At 60.7% G+C, this 18,941-nt stretch carries 22 protein-coding genes; 9 read left to right on the forward strand and 13 right to left on the reverse strand.

All coding sequences use genetic code 11. From position 1 onward, the window contains the following. Window positions 1-14 precede the first annotated feature (14 nt). The 8 genes from AC5SSZ_RS05305 to AC5SSZ_RS05340 all read right to left on the reverse strand — a co-directional run bounded on the left by AC5SSZ_RS05305 (window position 15) and on the right by AC5SSZ_RS05340 (window position 6,961). Window positions 15-551: a helix-turn-helix transcriptional regulator gene (locus AC5SSZ_RS05305; protein WP_274829033.1), complete on the reverse strand. Its 537-nt coding sequence runs from the start codon at window positions 549-551 to the stop codon at window positions 15-17. Then, the gene (locus tag AC5SSZ_RS05310; protein ID WP_495437433.1) at window positions 548-1,090 is read right to left on the reverse strand and encodes a cytochrome b/b6 domain-containing protein; all 543 of its coding nucleotides are present in this window, start codon (window positions 1,088-1,090) and stop codon (window positions 548-550) included. Before AC5SSZ_RS05310 ends, AC5SSZ_RS05305 begins: the two co-directional genes overlap by 4 nt. 78 nt (window positions 1,091-1,168) lie before the next feature. Then, window positions 1,169-1,429, reverse strand: a complete 261-nt coding sequence (locus tag AC5SSZ_RS05315; protein WP_065270548.1) for a PepSY domain-containing protein — start codon at window positions 1,427-1,429, stop codon at window positions 1,169-1,171. A 259-nt stretch (window positions 1,430-1,688) separates the two neighbouring features. Then, window positions 1,689-2,444 (reverse strand): ABC transporter ATP-binding protein, encoded by a 756-nt coding sequence (locus AC5SSZ_RS05320; protein ID WP_065270547.1) that lies wholly within the window; start codon window positions 2,442-2,444, stop codon window positions 1,689-1,691. 12 nt (window positions 2,445-2,456) lie between these two features. After that, complete coding sequence (locus tag AC5SSZ_RS05325; protein ID WP_065270546.1) at window positions 2,457-3,212, reverse strand: ABC transporter ATP-binding protein; 756 nt, start codon at window positions 3,210-3,212, stop codon at window positions 2,457-2,459. Between the two features lie 13 nt (window positions 3,213-3,225). Continuing rightward, window positions 3,226-4,428, reverse strand: a complete 1,203-nt coding sequence (locus AC5SSZ_RS05330) for a branched-chain amino acid ABC transporter permease (RefSeq protein ID WP_065270545.1) — start codon at window positions 4,426-4,428, stop codon at window positions 3,226-3,228. A gap of 4 nt (window positions 4,429-4,432) precedes the next feature. After that, the gene (locus AC5SSZ_RS05335; protein WP_065270544.1) at window positions 4,433-5,455 is read right to left on the reverse strand and encodes a branched-chain amino acid ABC transporter permease; all 1,023 of its coding nucleotides are present in this window, start codon (window positions 5,453-5,455) and stop codon (window positions 4,433-4,435) included. A 159-nt stretch (window positions 5,456-5,614) separates the two neighbouring features. Then, window positions 5,615-6,961: a substrate-binding protein gene (locus AC5SSZ_RS05340; protein ID WP_065270543.1), complete on the reverse strand. Its 1,347-nt coding sequence runs from the start codon at window positions 6,959-6,961 to the stop codon at window positions 5,615-5,617. 234 nt (window positions 6,962-7,195) lie between these two features. On the opposite strand from AC5SSZ_RS05340, the gene AC5SSZ_RS05345 reads away from it, so the two are divergent. The 5 genes from AC5SSZ_RS05345 (at window position 7,196) to AC5SSZ_RS05365 (ending at window position 13,518) form a co-directional block, all read left to right on the forward strand. Next, a complete protein-coding gene (locus AC5SSZ_RS05345) occupies window positions 7,196-8,494 on the forward strand; it encodes a short-chain fatty acyl-CoA regulator family protein (protein WP_495437438.1) in 1,299 nt (432 codons plus the stop codon). Window positions 8,495-8,590: 96 nt separating this feature from the next. Beyond that, window positions 8,591-8,971 (forward strand): response regulator transcription factor, encoded by a 381-nt coding sequence (locus AC5SSZ_RS05350; RefSeq protein ID WP_065270541.1) that lies wholly within the window; start codon window positions 8,591-8,593, stop codon window positions 8,969-8,971. Window positions 8,972-9,038: 67 nt separating this feature from the next. Further along, window positions 9,039-9,431 (forward strand): hypothetical protein, encoded by a 393-nt coding sequence (locus AC5SSZ_RS05355; protein ID WP_274829036.1) that lies wholly within the window; start codon window positions 9,039-9,041, stop codon window positions 9,429-9,431. Further along, window positions 9,431-12,112 carry a sensor histidine kinase gene (locus AC5SSZ_RS05360; protein WP_274833419.1) on the forward strand — a complete coding sequence of 894 codons (2,682 nt, stop codon included), beginning with the start codon at window positions 9,431-9,433 and terminating at the stop codon, window positions 12,110-12,112. Before AC5SSZ_RS05355 ends, AC5SSZ_RS05360 begins: the two co-directional genes overlap by 1 nt. An 80-nt stretch (window positions 12,113-12,192) precedes the next feature. Beyond that, entirely contained in the window at window positions 12,193-13,518 is a 1,326-nt protein-coding gene (locus AC5SSZ_RS05365; protein WP_065270538.1) for a FliM/FliN family flagellar motor switch protein, read from the forward strand. Window positions 13,519-13,792: 274 nt separating this feature from the next. On the opposite strand, the gene AC5SSZ_RS05370 is transcribed toward AC5SSZ_RS05365, so the two are convergent. The 4 genes from AC5SSZ_RS05370 to AC5SSZ_RS05385 all read right to left on the reverse strand — a co-directional run bounded on the left by AC5SSZ_RS05370 (window position 13,793) and on the right by AC5SSZ_RS05385 (window position 16,063). Further along, window positions 13,793-14,218 (reverse strand): protein tyrosine phosphatase family protein, encoded by a 426-nt coding sequence (locus AC5SSZ_RS05370; protein ID WP_274833420.1) that lies wholly within the window; start codon window positions 14,216-14,218, stop codon window positions 13,793-13,795. A 10-nt stretch (window positions 14,219-14,228) separates the two neighbouring features. Further along, a complete protein-coding gene (locus AC5SSZ_RS05375) occupies window positions 14,229-14,660 on the reverse strand; it encodes a DUF6691 family protein (protein WP_065270536.1) in 432 nt (143 codons plus the stop codon). Beyond that, window positions 14,660-15,088, reverse strand: coding sequence for a YeeE/YedE family protein (locus tag AC5SSZ_RS05380; RefSeq protein WP_065270535.1), 429 nt, complete (start codon window positions 15,086-15,088; stop codon window positions 14,660-14,662). The genes AC5SSZ_RS05375 and AC5SSZ_RS05380 overlap by 1 nt, the downstream gene beginning before the upstream one ends. A 111-nt stretch (window positions 15,089-15,199) precedes the next feature. Further along, complete coding sequence (locus tag AC5SSZ_RS05385) at window positions 15,200-16,063, reverse strand: MBL fold metallo-hydrolase (protein ID WP_274833421.1); 864 nt, start codon at window positions 16,061-16,063, stop codon at window positions 15,200-15,202. A gap of 327 nt (window positions 16,064-16,390) precedes the next feature. Here AC5SSZ_RS05385 and AC5SSZ_RS05390 point away from each other — a divergent pair, with 327 nt between their 5' ends. Then, entirely contained in the window at window positions 16,391-16,606 is a 216-nt protein-coding gene (locus AC5SSZ_RS05390; protein WP_495437443.1) for a hypothetical protein, read from the forward strand. A gap of 141 nt (window positions 16,607-16,747) precedes the next feature. On the opposite strand, the gene AC5SSZ_RS05395 is transcribed toward AC5SSZ_RS05390, so the two are convergent. After that, window positions 16,748-16,966 carry a hypothetical protein gene (locus AC5SSZ_RS05395; RefSeq protein WP_065270532.1) on the reverse strand — a complete coding sequence of 73 codons (219 nt, stop codon included), beginning with the start codon at window positions 16,964-16,966 and terminating at the stop codon, window positions 16,748-16,750. A gap of 214 nt (window positions 16,967-17,180) precedes the next feature. Between AC5SSZ_RS05395 and AC5SSZ_RS05400 the strand changes: the two genes are divergently transcribed. The 3 genes from AC5SSZ_RS05400 (at window position 17,181) to AC5SSZ_RS05410 (ending at window position 18,821) form a co-directional block, all read left to right on the forward strand. Then, on the forward strand, window positions 17,181-17,444 hold the full coding sequence (locus AC5SSZ_RS05400; RefSeq protein ID WP_065270531.1) for a DUF2312 domain-containing protein: 264 nt from the start codon (window positions 17,181-17,183) through the stop codon (window positions 17,442-17,444). A 213-nt stretch (window positions 17,445-17,657) separates the two neighbouring features. After that, entirely contained in the window at window positions 17,658-18,056 is a 399-nt protein-coding gene (locus AC5SSZ_RS05405) for a RidA family protein (protein ID WP_065270530.1), read from the forward strand. A gap of 120 nt (window positions 18,057-18,176) precedes the next feature. Continuing rightward, window positions 18,177-18,821: a cupin domain-containing protein gene (locus AC5SSZ_RS05410; RefSeq protein WP_495437447.1), complete on the forward strand. Its 645-nt coding sequence runs from the start codon at window positions 18,177-18,179 to the stop codon at window positions 18,819-18,821. Window positions 18,822-18,941 lie beyond the last annotated feature (120 nt).

An 18,941-nucleotide genomic window follows, 5' to 3' on the forward strand; every position in this document is an offset into this window, starting at 1 on the left:
CCCCGATGCGCCGCTCAGCCCGATTTGGCCAGCGGTTCCGGGGCGGTGTCCTTGCCGTGGCCCATCAGCGTGTCGATCAGGAGGCTCATCAACTCGGCCCGGTTGCCGCTGCCGGATTTGCGGTAGATGGCATTGAGTTGCGCCTTGACGGTGCCTTCGGCGCTGCCGCGCATCTGGGCGATTTCACCAGTGCTCAGCCCCTTGACCAGAAAGGTCGCCACATCCCGCTCTGCCGGGGTCAGGTTCCAGGTGGAAAACTCGGCATCGATGACTTCCTGAATGGCGCCCTGGGCGCTTTTCAGGCTTTGCTCCAGATGCGCCTTGCGCCGCAAGAGCCACATCAGGATACGGACTTCGACTACGATGGCGGCGATCAGGCCAAAGGTGGCAATCGCTTCGATCGCCGCGTGCCGCCCTTCAGTATTCATCGCGCCGGGCATCAGAAGATCGGCAATGATATCACCCAGAAAGATCGCCGCGCAGATGGACTGCACGACGATCAGGGCGATCAGAACGGAGGGTTGGGCCGGGTCAAATCTGCTGTTGGTCACTGTTGGGTCTCCGGGGGACTCGTCGGTAGGTCCTTGTACCCCGAGACCATGGAACGCGCCAGATTGACCCTTGTGCGGCGGCTTTCATAGATCACCGCAGCGATATGCAGCACGACCGAGATTTCGGCCCAGGTGACCAGTGCTTCGTGCAGCTCTTCGGGCCATTCGATGCCCCAGAACATGTCGGTGGTCATCAGATAGCCGGTGAGACCGATGCCAAGGATCGTCAGCAGCAGGTTGTAGATCATCAGGGCGCCAAGCGGCGTATGGCCCCGGTGCGGACGCACCCGCCCAGTGGCAATATCCGTCAGCTGCCCGACAGCGCCTAAGAAACTGGGGGGGAAACTGGAAAACCGGGCATAACGGCTGCCAATCACCCCCCAGAGTATGCGCACTCCGATCAGGCCAACGATCACGTACCCCAATACCTCGTGAATCCGTTCGTCCGGATCGGTCAGCAGCGCATTAGCGGCGAACAGAATGACAAGTGACCAGTGAAACAGACGGATCAGCGGATCCCAGACATAGTGACGTTGCATGAGGGTCTCCCAATCGAATAGATGCGGCATTTGGTCGGGCGGAGCGGTACGTGCAGCCCGGCTCCGCCCGGGCTGGCTTTAGTCTTCCTTGACGCGGATGATTTCCATCTTGTCGTTCAGATAGATCTCCAGCTTTTTGCCGTCTTTCAGGGCGTAGGCCTCGTACATGCCGTCTTCGGATTCGATCTTGCGCACCTCGTAACCCTGTTCGGTCAGTGTGGCGCGGATCTGCGCTTCGACTTCGGCGCTGGGCTTGCCATCCGAGGCCAGCGCCGCGACGGGCAGCGACAGAGGCAGGACAAGGGCGAGGGCCAGGATGCGGGCAGAAGGTTTGAACATGATAAGTCTCCTTGATGTGACAGTCTGATGTGACTGCGGCACGCCATGCGGGCCGTGGTGGACATATCGGAGCGGGCAGGGCGGATCTGGAATAGATCGCGGGATGGATGCGGAGGCTAAACCGGGCGCGTATAACCCTGGTTTATGCAGGTTTTTGCGCTATTTCCCTGCTGCGAAACAAAAAAGACCGGCTCCGAGGGGAACCGGTCTTGAGGTAACCGCACCAGTCACAACACCAGTGCGACGGGGAGAGTTGAGATCAGATCGCCAGATATTCGGCGCGCAGCTCGGCGTTTTCCAGAACCTCGGAGGCGGTGCCGTCAAAGACGATCCCGCCGGTGTCCAGAATGACCGCCCGGTCGGCAAGTTCCAGCGCGCGCACCGCGTTCTGTTCCACAAGAATCGTGGTCATGCCCTGTTCCTTGATGTGGATGAGGGTCTTTTCGATCTCGTCCACGATGACCGGCGCGAGGCCTTCATAGGGTTCATCTAGCAGCAGCACCTTGATGTCCCGGGCGAGTGCGCGGGCAATGGCCAGCATCTGCTGCTCACCCCCCGAAAGGGTCACGCCTTCCTGCTTGCGCCGTTCACCAAGGCGCGGGAACAGGTCGTAAAGGCGCTCGATGGACCAGCCGATGGGCGGGGCGATCTGTGCCAGTTGCAGGTTTTCCTCGACGGTCAGGCCGGGGATGATGCGCCGGTCCTCGGGCACCAGACCCAGACCGGCGGCCGCCGCTTCGTGGCTTTCCATCTTGTGCAGCGGCTGGTGGTCCAGCCAGATCTCGCCCTGGGTAACCATCGGGCTGCCGGTGCGGGCGATAGACCGCAGGGTGGATGTCTTGCCCGCGCCGTTGCGGCCCAGAAGGGCAAGGATTTCGCCTTCGTGGACGTTAAAGTTGATGCCCTGCACGATGTAGCTTTCGCCGTAATAGGCGTGCATGTCCCAGACTGACAGGAAGGCCGGAGCCGTTGTGGCCTGATTGGCGTTCTTGGAGAAATCCGGTTTGACGTTCATCTCTGTTTCTCCTTATGCGCTTTCGCCCAAGTACGCTTCGCGCACCTTGGGGTTGCCACGGATGTTCTGCGGATCGTCTTCGACCAGCGGCGTGCCCTGCGCCAGAACCGTGATCCGGTTGGCCAGGCTGAACACCACATGCATGTCGTGTTCGATGATGGCGATGGTGATGTCGCGCTCGTCCGAGATCTGTTTCAAGAGATCGATGGTGTTGTTGGTGTCGGCCCGCGCCATGCCTGCGGTGGGTTCATCCAGCAGCAAGAGGCGGGGTTCCTGAGACAGGCACATGCCGATCTCAAGACGCCGTTTGTCGCCGCGCGACATGGCGGCGGCATGCATGTGCCGCTTGTCCGCCATGTTCATTTCCACCAGCATCTGCTCGGCCTTTTCCAGCACATCCTTCTGCTTGGCGACCGAGGCGATGGCGTTCAATTCGAACGCCCCGTCCCGTTTGGCAAAGCAGGGGATCAGCATGTTTTCCAATACCGTGAGATCGCCAAAGATCTCGGGCGTCTGGAACACGCGGGAAATGCCCATTTGGTTGATCTCATAGGGCGCCCGGCCCAGCACCGACTGACCGTCGAACATGACCGATCCGGTGTCTGGGATCAGCTTGCCCACCAGGCAGTTCAGCAGGGTGGATTTGCCCGCCCCGTTTGGGCCGATGATGGCGTGAACGGAGTTTTCCTTGACGCTGAGGTTCACATCCGACAGCGCCTGAAGGCCGCCGAACCGTTTGCCCACGTTTTTGACTTCGAGGATACCCATTGATCCTGTCTCCTTATTCCGCAGGTTCGGTTTTTTTGCTGGCCGAGCTGTCCTTGGACTTGCGCCCTTTGAACCAGCCTGCAATGCGCTGCCCGCCTTCGACGAGGCCACCCGGCAGGAAGATCACCACCAGCATGAACAGGATGCCCAGTGTCAGGTGCCAGCCTTTGCCGATGAAGGGGTGGACGATGAAGACCATGAAGTCTTCGATCCCGTCGGGCATAAAGCTGAACCAGCTGTGCAGAACGTTGTCGTTGATCTTCGAAAAGATGTTTTCGAAGTATTTGATGAAGCCCGCGCCCAGAACCGGACCGATCAGCGTGCCGGCACCGCCGAGGATGGTCATCAGGACGACCTCACCCGAGGCGGTCCACTGCATGCGCTCGGCACCTGCCAGCGGGTCCATCGAGGCCATCAGGCCACCGGCCAGACCGGCATACATGCCCGAGATCACAAAGGCCGCCAGGGTGTAGGGACGGGTGTTGAGACCAGTGTAGTTCATCCGTTGCTGGTTCGATTTCACCGCCCGCAGCATCATGCCAAAGGGCGAGCGGAAGATGCGGATCGCCAGATAGAAGGAGGCCAGCATAACGAGCGCGCACAGGTAGTAGCCCGCGTTGAACTGGAAGGCCCAGGGACCCACCGCCATTTCAAAGGTCGAGCGCATCTCCATCCCGAAGAAGTTGGTCACGGGGATTGAGCCGTCCGCGGTGGCAGAGACACCCAGAACGCGGGGGTCTTCCAGCGTCAGCTGCAGGCCGGTTTCACCGTTGGTGATCGGCGTCAGCACCGAATAGGCCAGGTTGAACGACATTTGCGCAAAGGCCAGCGTCAGGATCGAGAAGTAGATGCCCGAACGGCGCAGGGACACAAATCCGATCAGGAGCGCGAACAGCCCCGCAATGATCACCGACAGGATGATGGCCGGGACGACGTTCATGCTGAGCAGCTTGAACATCCAGACCGCCGAGTAGGAGCCCACCCCCAGAAAAGCCGCGTGGCCAAAGGAGAGGTAGCCGGTGAGGCCGAAGAGAATGTTGAACCCGATTGCGAAGATCCCAAAGATCACGAAACGCTGCATCAGGTCAGGATAGCCCGCGTTGAACTGCGCCATGGCGCTGTCTGCCGGGAAGGGGTTCAGGATGAATGGTGCGCACAGGGCCAGGATGGCGACCAGCAGCAGCATTCGAGTGTCTTTTTTGTCCAGTCCGAACATGTGCTTAGTCCTCCATCACGCCTTTGCGGCCCATCAGGCCCCGCGGGCGGGTGAGCAGAATGATGATCGCGACCACATAGATGATGATCTGGTCGATGCCGGGGAGAATGGATTTGATTTCATTCATCGAAGCAAAGCTTTCGAGAACCCCCAGAAGGAAGCCGGCCAGGACGGCGCCGGGCAGGGAGCCCATGCCGCCCACAACCACAACCACGAAGCTGAGAACCAGGAAGTCCATGCCCATGTGGTAGTTGGGAGAGTTGATCGGCGTGTACATCACACCGGCAAGTCCCGCGACCGCAGCGGCAATACCAAACATGATGGTAAAGCGGCGGTCAATGTTGATGCCCAGAAGGCCGACGGTTTCCCGGTCTGCCATCCCGGCGCGCACAACCATGCCGAAGGTGGTGAATTGCAGGAAGCTGAAGATGCCGCCGATGATCACCACCGCAAAGAAGAAGTAGACCACGCGCCAGACCGGATAGACGATGTCCATGCCGATGACCGCGCCGAGATTCACAACGCCGTTCAGTGCCTCGGGGGCCGGGGTTTGGATCGGGTTCGCGCCATAGAAATACTTGACGATTTCCTGCAGCACGATGGCCAGGCCAAAGGTCACAAGGATCTGGTCCGCATGTTCGCGCTTGTAGAAATGCTTGATCAGCCCGCGTTCCATCACGTAGCCGACGAAGATCATGATCGGGATCGCAAACAGGATCGCCAGCGGCACCGCCCAGTCGATGATTGCACCGCCCACCTCGGGGCCGAACCAGGATTCAACATACGGCGTCTTGACCTTCAGCGGGTTGCCAAGAAAGTCTTTCTGGCTTTCGTCGACGGTCTCAAAGCTGAGGTTCAGAATGCGCTGCAGGGTCACGGCGCAGAAGGCGCCGATCATGAACAATGCGCCGTGGGCGAAGTTCACAACGCCCAGCGTGCCGAAAATGAGTGTCAAACCCAGCGCGATCAGCGCATAGGCCGAGCCTTTGTCCAGCCCGTTCAAGATTTGCAATAGGATTGCGTCCATAGTCCCCACCTTCGGGTTCTTCAGTATGGAAGTGATAGAGTCCGACCGTTCGCGGGACGTGCCCCGGCGTTCTGTGCGGAGGCGCTCCGCATGGCAGATGAATGGACGGACGTTTCTGAAAGGGGCCGGGCGCAAGACGCGCCCGGCTTTTCATTCGGATCAGGCGCCCGGGTTGCAGGTGCCAAGGGCACCGCCTGCAAACATCGGGTGATCCGGCGGATAGGTAACCTGAGCGGCCGGGGTGACCTCGACAACTTCCAAGAGGTCAAACTCGGAGGTCGGGTTCTCTTTCCCGCGCACAACCAGAACGTCTTTGAAGCACTGGTGATCTTCGGCGCGATACAGCGTCTTGCCGTTGCCCAGACCGTCGAATTCGAAGCCTTCAAGAGCCTCGGCCACGCCGCAGGGGTTGAAGGTGCCTGCGCGCTCACATGCATCTGCGTAAAGCAGGGTCTGGCAGTAAACGGTATGCGCCGCCTGGCTGGGCGGGAAGCCGTATTTGGTGCCGAAGGACTGCACGAAGGCTTTCGATGCATCGTCCTGCAGCGACCAGTGCCAGTTGGTCGAACCGTGAATGCCCTTCACGTTTTCGCCGGCGCCTTTCGCCATCAGGCGGGAGTAGAGCGGAACGACGATTTCGAACTGCTTGCCGTTGACGATCTTGTCGCGCAGGCCGAACTGAACCGCGTTGGTCAGCGAGTTCACCATGTTGCCGCCATAGTGGTTCAGAACCAGAACGTCGGCGCCGGAGTTCAGAACCGGGGCGATATAGGACGAGAAGTCGGTCGCGGCCAGCGGTGTGCGGACCTTGTTGACGGTGTTCCAGCCCAGGGCCTCGGTCGCGGCTGCGATCGATTCTTCCTGGGTCCAGCCCCAGGTGTAGTCGGCGGTCAGGTGATATGCGTTACGGTCGGTGCCATAGAGGTTCTTCAGCACCGGCGCCAGCGCGGCACCCGACATGTAACCGTTAAAGAAGTGACGGAAGCCGTTGGCTTTCTTGTCTTTACCGGTGGTGTCGTTGGAGTGGGTCAGACCCGCCATAAAGATCACGCCGGCTTCCTGGCACAGGCCCTGAACCGCGATGGCAACGCCCGAGGACGAGCCGCCGGTGATCATCACCGCGCCGTCTTTTTCGATCATCGACTTGGCCGATGCACGGGCCGCGTCGGATTTGGTCTGGGTGTCACCCGTGACGAATTTGACTTCCTTGCCCAGGATGCCGTTCCCTTTCAGCGCCTTCGAGCTGAAGGTGTTCATCATGCCGCCGTCGCCGCCACCGTTCAGGTGCTCGACTGCCAACTGGTATGCGCGCAGTTCGTCTGCGCCCTCATCGGCGTAGGGGCCGGTCTGCGGCACGTTGAAGCCGAGGGTGACGGTGCTGCCGGTCGGCTCGTTGGTGTAAGCGGCTGCGGACGACGCGGTAAAGATCGTCGGAAGCGCAACGCCAGCGCCCATCATGGCACCGGACTTCAGTACCCCGCGACGCGAGACATCAGATTTGGACATGTAATCCTCCCTTAAGATTTTAACGCCTAGCAGCTCCTCACTTCCGCTCGGCGTCGGCACGGTTTTCGTGCAAAATCAGTATGAGGGCAGCTTGTAAAATCGCGCAATAAATCCCTTGTAAAGCAGGCTTATTCTGTAAATAAATGAACAGTATTCCACGGCATTCTGTAAAGAAACTTATGCCGCGCCGCGGAAAGCCCTTGAAATAGCGGCCTTTTGGGAAAGACCTGTAAAATGGTACGTGACACTCTGACCGGCAGCAGAATCCGCGAACGGCGGCTCATCCTCGGGATGCGTCAGGCGGAACTTGCCCGCGCGGCTGGTATTTCGGCCTCGTATCTCAATCTGATCGAACACAACAGGCGCAGAATCGGCGGCAAACTGCTGGTCGGGATCGCGCAGGTTCTGGGGGTTGAACCTTCGATGTTGAGCGAGGGCGCCGAAGCGGCGCTGATCGCCAGCCTGCGCGAAGCAGCAGCAGATAGCGGTGTGCCCGTGGCTGAGCTGGACCGGGCGGATGAGTTCGCGGGCCGGTTCCCCGGCTGGGCCGAGGTGCTGGCCACCAGTCACCGCCGCATCGCCACTCTGGAGCGGACGGTGCAGACCCTGTCGGACCGGCTGACACACGATCCGCATCTGGCCGCTTCGCTGCACGAGGTTCTGTCGACGGCTGCTGCGATCCGCTCGACCGCGTCGATCCTGGCGGAAACCGGCGAGCTGGAACCGGAATGGAGTGACCGGTTCCACAAGAACCTGAACGAGGATTCCCTGCGTCTGGCCGAAAGCAGCCGCGCCTTGGTGAGTTTCCTTGACGAAAGTAACACAAGCGCTGATCGGCGCGGGGTGCCGCATGAAGAGGCCGAGGCTTTCTTCCTCGCGCAGGGTTATCATTTCCCGGGGCTGGAAACCGGCACCGCCAGCCCGGAGGAGCTGGTGGCCCGGGCGCCTGAGCTGGTCAGCGATGCGGCAAGGCTGATCGCCCGCAGCGCGCTGGAGCAATATCAGCGCGACGCGGTTGCACTGCCGCTGGACCCATTGCGGTCGGCGCTGGACAAGGGGGGCATTCGTCCCTCGGCCCTGGCCGCGCAGTTTGACTGCGATCTGCCCACGGTGCTGCGCCGTATCGGTCTGCTGCCTTTCGAAGTGCTGGGGCAGGAGGCCGGGCTGGTGATCTGCGATGCCTCGGGCTCGATCTTGGTGCGCAAACCGGTGACCGGATTTGCACTGCCGCGTTTTGGCGCCTCATGCCCGCTCTGGCCGATTTATACCGCGTTGGCGCGCCCGCACGTGCCGGTACGCCGCAACGTGGTGCAGCAGGGGCGCTCGGCGCTGGCGTTTAAATGTTTGGCGGTGGCATGGGATCATGTGACACCGGATTTCGACAGCGATCCGCTCTATCACGCGGTGATGCTGATCCTGCCGCAAAGCGAAGTGCCGGAAGGCGCGCAACCTGTGGGCGCCAGCTGCCGGATCTGCCCGCGCCGGGGGTGTCCGGCCCGCCGCGAGCCGTCGATCCTGAAGGAAGAGTTTTGACAGCTGCGGGGCTGCGCGGCTACTCTAACGTGAAACGGGCATGTGCGCCGGGACCGTTATGGGTCCGGGGAGCGGCGCTGGGAGGACCTTCTGCCAATGAGCAGACACGTAATTCTGATCGAGGATGAGCCGAATATCACTGAGGCGATCCGCTTTCTTCTGACGCGCGATGGCTGGCAGGTTGATGCCTACGCCGATGGGACCGGCGCTGTCGAGGTGATACGCGAGGCCCAGCCGGATCTGGTGATTCTGGACCTGATGCTACCGGGCAAAAGCGGGCTTGAGATCATCCGTGAGCTGCGTGAGGTCGACGGGTTTGCCTCCTTACCGGTTCTGATGCTGACCGCCCGCGGCCAGATGAAGGACCGGGAAATGGCTGAACGCGCTGGCGTGACCCGGTTCATGACCAAGCCCTTTTCCAACTCCGAGGTTCTGACAGCCGTGCGGGACCTGCACGCTCAGGCCAGCCAGGGATGACCCCGAGCGGTCGGATTTGGCCCCCAGCAGGAGGCAGCGTTGGCTGCCGCCCTGACCGGGGGCGATCATGATCCGGGGCGACGGGGCCGGGCGGCAGGATGAGATCTCCGCTCCCTTTGTCGAGCGGCGCACCTATCGCCGTCGCCGCCTGATGGATATTGCCCGACTGTTGCCCATCCTGGGCGCCTTGCTGTTCCTGATGCCTTTGATGTGGCCCGACCCCGATCCCTATCCTGCGCCGGGCAGCCATGGGGGCATGGCGATGTCCTCGGCCATCATCTATATCTTTGTGGTCTGGGCGATCCTGATCGCGGTCAGCCTTGCCTTTGGAGAAGCGGTGCGCCGCTGGGCCGAACACTGGACCGCAGGCGGGCATTCCGAAGCTGAGCCCTATCAGGCACAGGACGCGGCGGTTGGTTCTGGGACAGAGCAGGGCAGCGCAGAGGCTCCGCGCGACTGATGGCCTCACTCAATGTTCTGGTCCTGGTCTGTTTTACCTATGTTGCGCTGCTATTCCTTGTGGCCTTTCTTGCGGACCGGATGGCCAGCCGGGGGCGCAGCGCCGCCTGGATGCGCTCGCCGCTGACCTATACGCTGTCACTGTCGATCTATTGCACCGCCTGGACCTTTTATGGCGCGGTGGGATACGCAGCGCGCTCGGGGCTGGAATTCATCACCATCTATCTGGGGCCGACGCTGGTCATGCTGGGCTGGTGGTGGGGTTTGCGCAAACTGGTGCGGGTCGGGCGCAGTCAGCGCGTCACCTCCATCGCCGACCTTCTATCGGCGCGCTATGGCAAGTCCAACACGCTGGCCATCGGCGTGACCATCTTGGCCGTGATCGGGGTGACGCCATATATTTCACTGCAATTGCAGTCCATTACCCTGTCTTTTTCAATCTTCGCCGAGGCTGATCCCCTGCGCGGATATAACGAGACCAAGACGGTATTCTGGGTCTCGGCGGGCCTTGCCGTCTTTGCCATCCTGTTCGGCACCCGTAACCTCAATGCCAACGAGCGCCACCACGGGGTGGTGACGGCGATTGCGCTGGAGGCGGTGGTCAAGCTGGTCGCCCTGCTGGCAGTGGGGATCTTCGTGGTCTGGGGCATCGCTGGCGGGCTGCCCGAGACCTTTGCGCGGATTGATGCCTCGCGTATTGGCCAGTGGCAGGTGGACGGGGGCCGCTGGGCCACCATTACCTTCCTTGCCGCTGCCGCCTTTGTCTGCCTGCCGCGCATGTTTCAGGTCATGGTCGTCGAAAACGAGGACGAGCGTCATCTGCGCATAGCGGCCTGGGCATTTCCGACCTACCTGCTGCTCATGTCGATGTTCGTGGTGCCCATCGCCGCCATCGGGCTTGAGCTGCTGCCGACGGGGGCGAACCCGGATCTTTTCGTTCTGACGCTGCCGCTGCATCAGGGGCAGCAGAACCTTGCGATGCTGTCTTTCCTTGGCGGTTTTTCCTCGGCAACCTCGATGGTGATCGTCGCGGCGATGGCCCTGTCGACCATGGTGTCGAACCATATCGTGATGCCGATCTGGCTGCGGCTGCAGGGCGCGGCGGGGGCCTCGGTCTCCGGGGATGTGCGTGATGTGGTGTTGTTTACCCGCCGTGTGACCATCGCGGTGATCATGGCGCTGGGGTACTTCTATTACACGCTGTCCGGTGGCGGCGCCGCGCTGGCGGCGATCGGCCTGATTTCCTTTGCCGGGGTGGCGCAGATGCTGCCGGCGCTGGTGGGCGGCTTGTTCTGGCGCGGCGCCACCCGCAGCGGCGCCCTGGCAGGGCTGACCGTCGGTTTTGGCATCTGGGCCTATACCATGCTGCTGCCGACCCTCGGCGGAGGGGTTCTGCCCGATACGGTGCTGGCCGAAGGTCTGTTCGGCCTGTCCTGGCTGCGCCCGCACGCCCTTTTCGGGATCGAGGCGCTCGACCCCACGGTGCATGCCGTCCTTTGGTCCATTGGGCTCAATGCCGTGGTGTTCTGCATCGTGTCGCTCGCCAGTTTCCCGAGCCCGATGGAGCGGCTGCAGGGCGCGCAATTCGTCAATGTCTTCGATCACTCATCCGGCCCGCGCGGCTGGACCGGCTCGGTGGCGCAGAGCGAAGACCTGATGGTGATGTCGCAGCGGATCCTGGGCGCCACCGAGGCGCAGGCGTTCTTCCAGCGCGAGCTGGCCCGGCAGGGCGGTCGGGGCAGCCTGCCAGAGCCGACGCCGGTGTTCCTTGAACGGCTGGAACGCGAGCTTAGCGCGTCGATCGGGGCGGCCGCAGCGCATGCTATGATCGGTCAGATCGTTGGCGGCTCTTCCGTTTCGGTTGAGGATCTTTTGGCGGTGGCGGATGAGACAGCGCAAATGCTGGAATATTCGAACCGTTTGGAAATGCAGTCTGCCGAATTGTCCAGGACGGCGCGCAAGCTGCGGGAAACCAACGAAAAACTGACGCAGATTTCGCGCCAGAAGGATGCTTTCCTCAGCCAGGTCAGCCACGAATTGCGCACGCCGATGACCTCGATCCGGGCCTTTTCCGAAATCCTGCGGGACGATGATACCCTGGCGCAGGAGGGTAAGGCCCGATATGCGACCATCATCCATGACGAGGCGTTGCGGCTAACGCGCCTGCTGAACGATCTGCTGGATCTCAGCGTGCTGGAAAGCGGTCAGGTCAGCCTCAACATGACCCGTGGCACGCTGAAGGAGGTACTGGACCATGCGGTTTCCACAGCCGTAGCGGGATTTGATACCCCAATGCGGGTGCTGCGGGATCCTGCAAGTGAAGATATTAAGATTTCATCGGATCTGGACCGGCTGGCGCAGGTCTTTATCAACCTGATCGCCAATGCCCAGAAATACTGCGATGCGGAACATCCGGAGCTGAGCATCCACGTGTCCCGCGAGGGCTCGCAGGTGCTGATCGATTTCATCGACAACGGCAGCGGCATTCCGCCCGAGTTCCAGCAGATGATTTTCGAGAAGTTTTCGAGGGTTAGCCCGGAGCGGGCTGGCGGAGCCGGACTGGGACTGGCGATCTGCCGCGAGATTGTGCAGCGGCTGGATGGCGATATTTCCTATCTTGCAGGCGCCTCAGGTGGCGCCTTCCGGGTAACCCTTTCCGGTATCCGTGAAAAAGCCGCATAAAGCCCAGAAATAAAGATCTTGGTAACCCTCCGTAGTCTAAAACAGAGACAACAGGCGCTAAGGGTTCAGGTTCACGACGTATGTCTGACACGACGACACAGGATTCGACAGGAAGCAAGCCAGGGGTTCTTGCCCGCAAGCTGGCGGCAACCAAAGAGGGGTCGGGAGCATTCAGCAGTTCGCTGACGCTCAAGGCGCTGCGGCGGTCGCTTGCGCGGGCAGCAGCCGAGCTGTGCGAACTGCCGCTTGCGGTTCTGGCTGCACGCCAGGTGAACCGTGCGTCGGATGAACTGCCCGAGATGCTGTCTGACAAGCATCTGTTGGTTGTTCTGGATGGCCCTGATGGCCGTCTTGGCGCTGCGACAATGGACGCCGCCCTCGTGACTGCTCTGATCCAGAAGCAGACCATTGGTCAGGTCATGGGGAAAACCCCTACAGAGCGGCATTACACACCGACCGATGCTGCGATGACGGCCGATTTCCTCGAAAGCGCCTTGAAAAAGGTGGTCGTGATGTTGGAAGGCCAATCCGACCAGGCCATCTTCTCTGGCTATCAGTTTGGCGCCCAGGTCGAGGACCTGCGCAGTCTGGCCCTGGGGCTTGAAGCCGACGATTATCGCGTTCTGACCCTGACTGTTGATTTGGCCATCGGCGCCATGCAGGGCGAATTGAACCTGATCCTGCCCGAACCCACGCCCGAGGAACTGGGCAAGGGGGGCGGCTCCGGTCCGTCCCTTGGGCGCAACCTTGGGGCCATGCGGGCCGAATTGTCCGCCGTTCTTTGCAAGATGCGGGTGCCGCTCAACGAATTTTCCGGATTGAAGACTGGCGATCTGCTGCCGCTGGATCAGGCATTCCTTTATGAAACGGATCTTCAGGCGGTGAGCGGTCAGTCGATCGCTCAAGGGCGCCTTGGGCAGTTGAATGGAGCGCGCGCGGTGCGCCTCAATCAGCCGCGCACCAAGTTGGTGAATGACATGGAAGCGGATCAAGCCGGATTTGCAGATGGTGTCGGGGCTGACGCCATGCCTGCCGCCGCTGACGAAATGCCCACGCTTGATCTTGGCATTGCAGCCGAGGATCTGCAGGACCCCCTGGACAGCGGCATGGGCGGCGGTGGTCTCGGTTCCGGCCTGGGTGGTGATTTCGATACCGGCGGTCTGGGCGATATGAACAACCTTGGTGGTGACCTCGGCTCCGATATGGGGGGAGATCTGGGTGCGGACCTGGAGAACGATTTTGCGGCGGCCCTTGGAGGAGGAGATCTTGGCGGCAACTTCGGTGGGGATCTGGGCGGTGGCCTTGGCGGCGATTTGCCCGCGTTGCCGGACACCGGGATGGATGAGTTCAACCCGGATGATGCTGCGGCGGAAATATCCAAACTGGCTGGACTTGGCTCTGGCTGACAAGGCGATCACGGCAGGCGCAGCTGAACTGCGGCCTCCCGATCCGTTCGCAACAGGTTGAGCGAAGCACGAGCCCGGCATGTTTAGATGCCGGGTTTTGCTATTTGGGGCCACTCCTCGCAAATGCCAGAGGGGGGCATGATCCGCAGTTCGCCCCGCGATGTCAGAGCAATGAAAAAGACCCCAGCCGTAGGGCTGAGGTCTTTGAGTGTTGTGAGTGATGGTCTTAAAAGTTGGGGGTGGGGAATAATTCTTTGATCTGTCTCGCTTCGGCTCAGGACTTGCCCGCAGCCTCAAGCGCAGGACGCAAACCATCCAGCGCGTAGCCCGCTGCTGCGGTTTTGCCGAGGATCTCATCCGCCGACATCTCCTGCGCCTGACCCAGCGCCCAGACTACCGAAGAGCGGGTGCCCGATGCGCAATAGGCCAGCACCTGACCCTCGGCGCCTTCGTAGAGTTCACGCTGGCGCGCGACGTTTTCCGGCGTCATGGTCTGGTGGGTTAGGGGCAATTCTTCAAAGCGCAGCCCGGCAGCCTCGGCCGCAGCGCGGATTGCAGCGGCCTGATGGCTCGGCTGAACCTCGGAATCGGGGCGATTGCAGATCACCAGTTTGAAACCGGCTTCGGCGATTGCGGGAATGTCTTCGACCGAAATTTGCGGCGAGACGGCGTAGCGGGGCGTTATGTCACGAGCTTGCATGGGCAATCCTTTACGCCTTTGCGGCCATCCGGTCCAGTTGCACGCCGATCGGCGCAGAAGCCAGCATACCGGCCGACATGGCAGCAAGGAAAATCAGTCCACCCCAGCCGTTGTAGGTCAAAGACGCGAGTGCCGGCCCCGGGCACAGACCGGCCAGGCCCCAGCCCATGCCGAACAGAACCGAGCCGGTGATCAGCCGGTGATCCAGTTCCGGACGCGGAAGTGTCGGGAAATCGCCGCCCACCAGCGGTTTGCGGCCATGGGTCAGACGCCAGGCAAAGAACATCGGAATAACGGCGCCGCCCATCACGAAGGCCAGGGTCGGGTCCCAGTTGCCAAAGACGTCCAGCCAGCCCTGCACCTTGGTGGTGTCGGTCATGCCGGAAATGAAAAGTCCGCCGCCAAACAGGCTGCCTGCGATAAGAGAAAGAAGAATACGCATCAGATCAGCCCCAGAACGTGACGGAAAATGGCCAGGGTCAGACCACCGGCCAGAATGTAGAAAACGGTGGCAACGATGCCGCGCAGGGACAGGCGGGAAATTCCGCAGACCCCGTGGCCGGAGGTGCAGCCATTTGCGATACGGGTTCCGACGCCAACCAGAAGGCCGGCCGCAATGATCACACCGACATTAGTGGTCATATGGGTGTCGATCTCAACGTTATAGATCGGCCAGAGGATGAGCGGGGTGACGATCACGCCGACCAGAAAAGCCAGCCGTTCCCACAGGGTGTTCCAGCCGCTGCCATCGATGAGCCCGCCGAAAATACCGCTGGCGCCCATGATCCGGCCATTGCCCAAAAGGTAGACGGCACCGCCGAGGCCGATAATACCGCCTCCGACGAGGCCCCAGATCCAGTCTGTTTCCATTGTTCGCGTTTCCTTGGTCTTTGCGCTGCGGATATTCGTGCTGACAGCGCGTGTTTTGAAGCTGCAGCGCCGGGCCAACAGGGGCGCGGCGCTGCAACCGGGGTTCTGGTGTTAGATCTTGTTGACCGGGATCTTCAGGAAGACATCGCCCTGATCGTCCGGCTCGGGCATCTGGCCTGCGCGCATATTGACCTGCAGCGACGGCAGGATCAGCCGGGGCATGCCCAGCGTCGCGTCGCGGGCATCGCGCATCGACACGAAGTCTTCGATGCTTTTGCCCTGACCAATGTGAATGTTCAGCGCTTTCTGCTCTCCGACCGTGGTTTCCCAGGCGTATTCGTCCCGGCCCGGCGCCTTGTAGTCGTGGCCGACGAAAATGCGGGTTTCATCGGGCAGGGCCAGAATCTTCTGGATCGAGTTGAACAGCGTTTCGGACGAGCCGCCGGGGAAGTCGCAGCGTGCGGTGCCGAAATCGGGCATGAACAGCGTATCGCCGACAAAGGCGGCATCGCCGATGACATAGGTCAGGCAGGCCGGTGTGTGACCGGGGGTGTGCAGCACTTCGCCGCGCAGCTGGCCGATCATGAAGGTATCACCTTCCTTGAACAGCTGATCGAACTGGCTGCCGTCGCGCTGGAATTCGGTGCCTTCGTTGAAGACCTTGCCGAAGGTATCCTGGACGATGGTGATGTTCTCGCCGATACCGATCTTTCCGCCCAGACGCTCTTGCAGATAGGGCGCGGCCGACAGGTGGTCGGCGTGCACGTGGCTTTCCAGGATCCACTCGGTTTTCAAACCTTCCGCGGTGATCCAGTCGATGATTTCATCCGCTGAGCTGGTGTCGGTCCGGCCCGCCGCATGATCGAAATCCAGAACCGAATCGATAATGGCACAGGCGCTGCCGTTGGGATCGCGGACAACATAGGAAACAGTATTGGTCGCTTCGTCGAAGAAGGCTTTGACGATAGGATTCATGATGGGGCTCTCCCTTGCGTTTCACTATACATATGTTGAAATCAGAATGTGTTTCAACCCTTCGCGTGTGGTTAACTTAGCTGTCCCGGCGGCAGGGCGGTGTTGATCTGGCTCAATCGCGTCCCGAACCGGGTCCTGTAGGGGCGCAAAACATCTATCCGGGACTGCTGTTTTTGCCGGTGTTTTGGCCGATATTTTGCCTGTCTGCTGTGCAATTTGCCCGATATTGCGCCAACCTCCGCCGATGATGACTCAAATCAAGGAGTTTTGCTGTATTTCTGTTTCAAACCCCTGCCAGAATGTTCCGCACGACAGGGAGGATGAAACATGACAGACGCAGTTTTGCTGCAGAATGCGCAGCATCTTGAAAAACAGATTCGCACCGCATCGGGTCCGGCACGTGAACGGCTGGTGGATGAATTCTTCAGCGCGCTGACCCGGCTGCGCGCTTCGGGCTCGGCCATTCCAGGCGCCCTGCGCCGGGTCAAGGCCACGCTGGAAGAAGAAGCGGTGGAAGATCAGTTCGACAATATGCCGGTCTGAGCTGCCACCACACGGAGCGGTCATTTCAAAACTTGTAAGCAACGAAAAAGCGGATCCTTGGTAGGGTCCGCTTCAGGCGTTTTGCAGGTTCTATTGCAGGGGGCCTTGGAGTGCACGCAGGGAGTGCGCGCAGGGCAGGGGTCAGGACAGGAAAATTCCGACCATGACCAGCATCAGCCCGATCACCGACAGCAGCAAAGCGCCAAGGTTCAGCGGTAGCACTGATTGCACCACGGCGCGCAGCGCCTCGTCGTCCAGTTTCTGTCGCCGCGCCTTTGCGACGCGCAGGATGCACCAGACCAGCCCCAAGAGACCGCCCACGGACAGGGCCGCGCCCACCCAGACAAGGATTTCAAACATGCCAGTCTCCTGCGGTTTGCATGCTGCTGCGGGTAGCGGATTGGCCTTGTGGATGCAAGATGCTTGCAGGCAGAGACAGGTATCAGGGGCCCGCGCAGCGCGCAAAACATCGCCCGAAGGCACAATGGCGGGCTTTCCCGGCTTGCGGTGATCAGGCCGGACCGCTATCCCCTTTTATCGACCGCAATGACATGCCTTGCTGACGGAGCCGCACATGGATCTGACCGAAGACGAAAAGAGTGAAAACTACCGGGTGACCGCCGGGGAACTGCGCCAGTTCATCGAACGTTTCGAACGTCTGGACGCAGAAAAGAAGGACATCGCCGAACAGCAAAAAGAGGTGATGGCCGAAGCCAAGGCGCGCGGCTATGACACCAAGGTCATGCGCAAAGTTATCGCCCTGCGCAAGCGGGACAAGGACGACATCGCCGAAGAAGAGGCGGTGCTGGACATGTATAAAGAAGCGCTTGGCATGTAACTGCCAGCCGCTTTGCAGATTGAATTCTACCGCGCATCTCCTTTGGGTGCGCGGTTTTTCTTTGGTCCCTGGTATAAGCGCCGCAGGGCGCTGCGCGGAAGCCGCCTGTTATGCAAATCGCTTCAGGTATGAAATTTTAAGCTTGAAATACTTTGCGCGCTGGCGGATATTGCCAGCAGCACTGCAAACAGAACCGAATTGAGGAGACAGGCAATGCCCGCAATCAATGTGCACCCCGAAGGCTGGAAGCCGGCCAAGGGCTATGCCAATGGCATGGTCGCCGAGGGCAAACTGCTGTTCGTCGGCGGGCAGATCGGCTGGACCGCAGATCAGGTCTTTGAGGCCAAAGACTTTATCGGTCAGATGAGCCAGGCGCTGCGCAATATCCTCGATGTGGTCGAGACCGCAGGCGGCGCGGCCAGCGATATCACCCGGCTGACATGGTATGTCACCGACAAGGCGGAATATATGGCGCATCAGGCCGAAGTGGGCAAAGCCTACCGTGACGTGATGGGCTATCACTTCCCAGCCATGACGATGGTTGTGGTCTCGGCGCTGGTCGAGGATGAAGCCAAGGTCGAGATCGAAGCCACCGCGGTTCTTTCGAACTGATCTCTCTGCCGGGCCAGATGGCTTTGGTTTCTGGCCCGCCGACACACAATTTGGTGAATTCGGTTGGAAATTTCCCTGGGATACCCCAGATCTGTCCCCGACATATGAGGGGAGTCACAGATGCGGATCAATGCCGATTTTTCACAGCGTGTCGCGGTTCATTTTGACGATATTCCCTGGGTGCAAAGCCCGGCTGCCGGGGTCGAGCGGAAGATGCTTGACCGGATCGGCGAGGAAGTCGCCCGCGCCACGACCATCGTACGCTTTGCGCCGGGCTCATCCTTTTCTGCGCACACCCATGACGGCGGCGAGGAATACCTCGTGCTGGACGGCGTATTTCAGGACGAAACGGGGGACTTCCCGGTTGGCTCCTACGTGCGCAACCCGCCCACGTCCCGCCACGCGCCAGCGGCCGCAGATGGCGCGATGATCCTGGTGAAACTGCACCAGTTCGATCCCGAAGACCGCCAGACCGGTCATGTCGACACCACTGAGGCGCAGGATCCGCATCTGCCGCTTTACTCCGATCCGCACGAGGATGTGTGTCTGGTGAACTGGGCCCCCGGGCTGGAAGTCTCCTTCACGGCCGAGGGCGGCGCTGAGCTGTTCGTGCTGGAAGGAAGCTATCAGGACGGGGATGAAACCTTTGGCCGCTGGGACTGGCTGCGCCTGCCTCCGGGCGGGCAACTGGATGCCAAAGCAGGCCCGGACGGGGCGCGTGTCTGGATCAAATCGGGGCATCTCGCAGAGATGGTGAAAAACTAGGCAAGCCTCATTTGTCCTATAAATCAACAATATGTCGGCCGTTCTTCAGAATTGGCCGATATTTTTTGACCCGTCAAAAATTTTACCAGTTGATAAAAAAACAAACTGTGGCACTCTGAC

This window comes from Phaeobacter sp. CC-HEC084, from assembly GCF_059429255.1.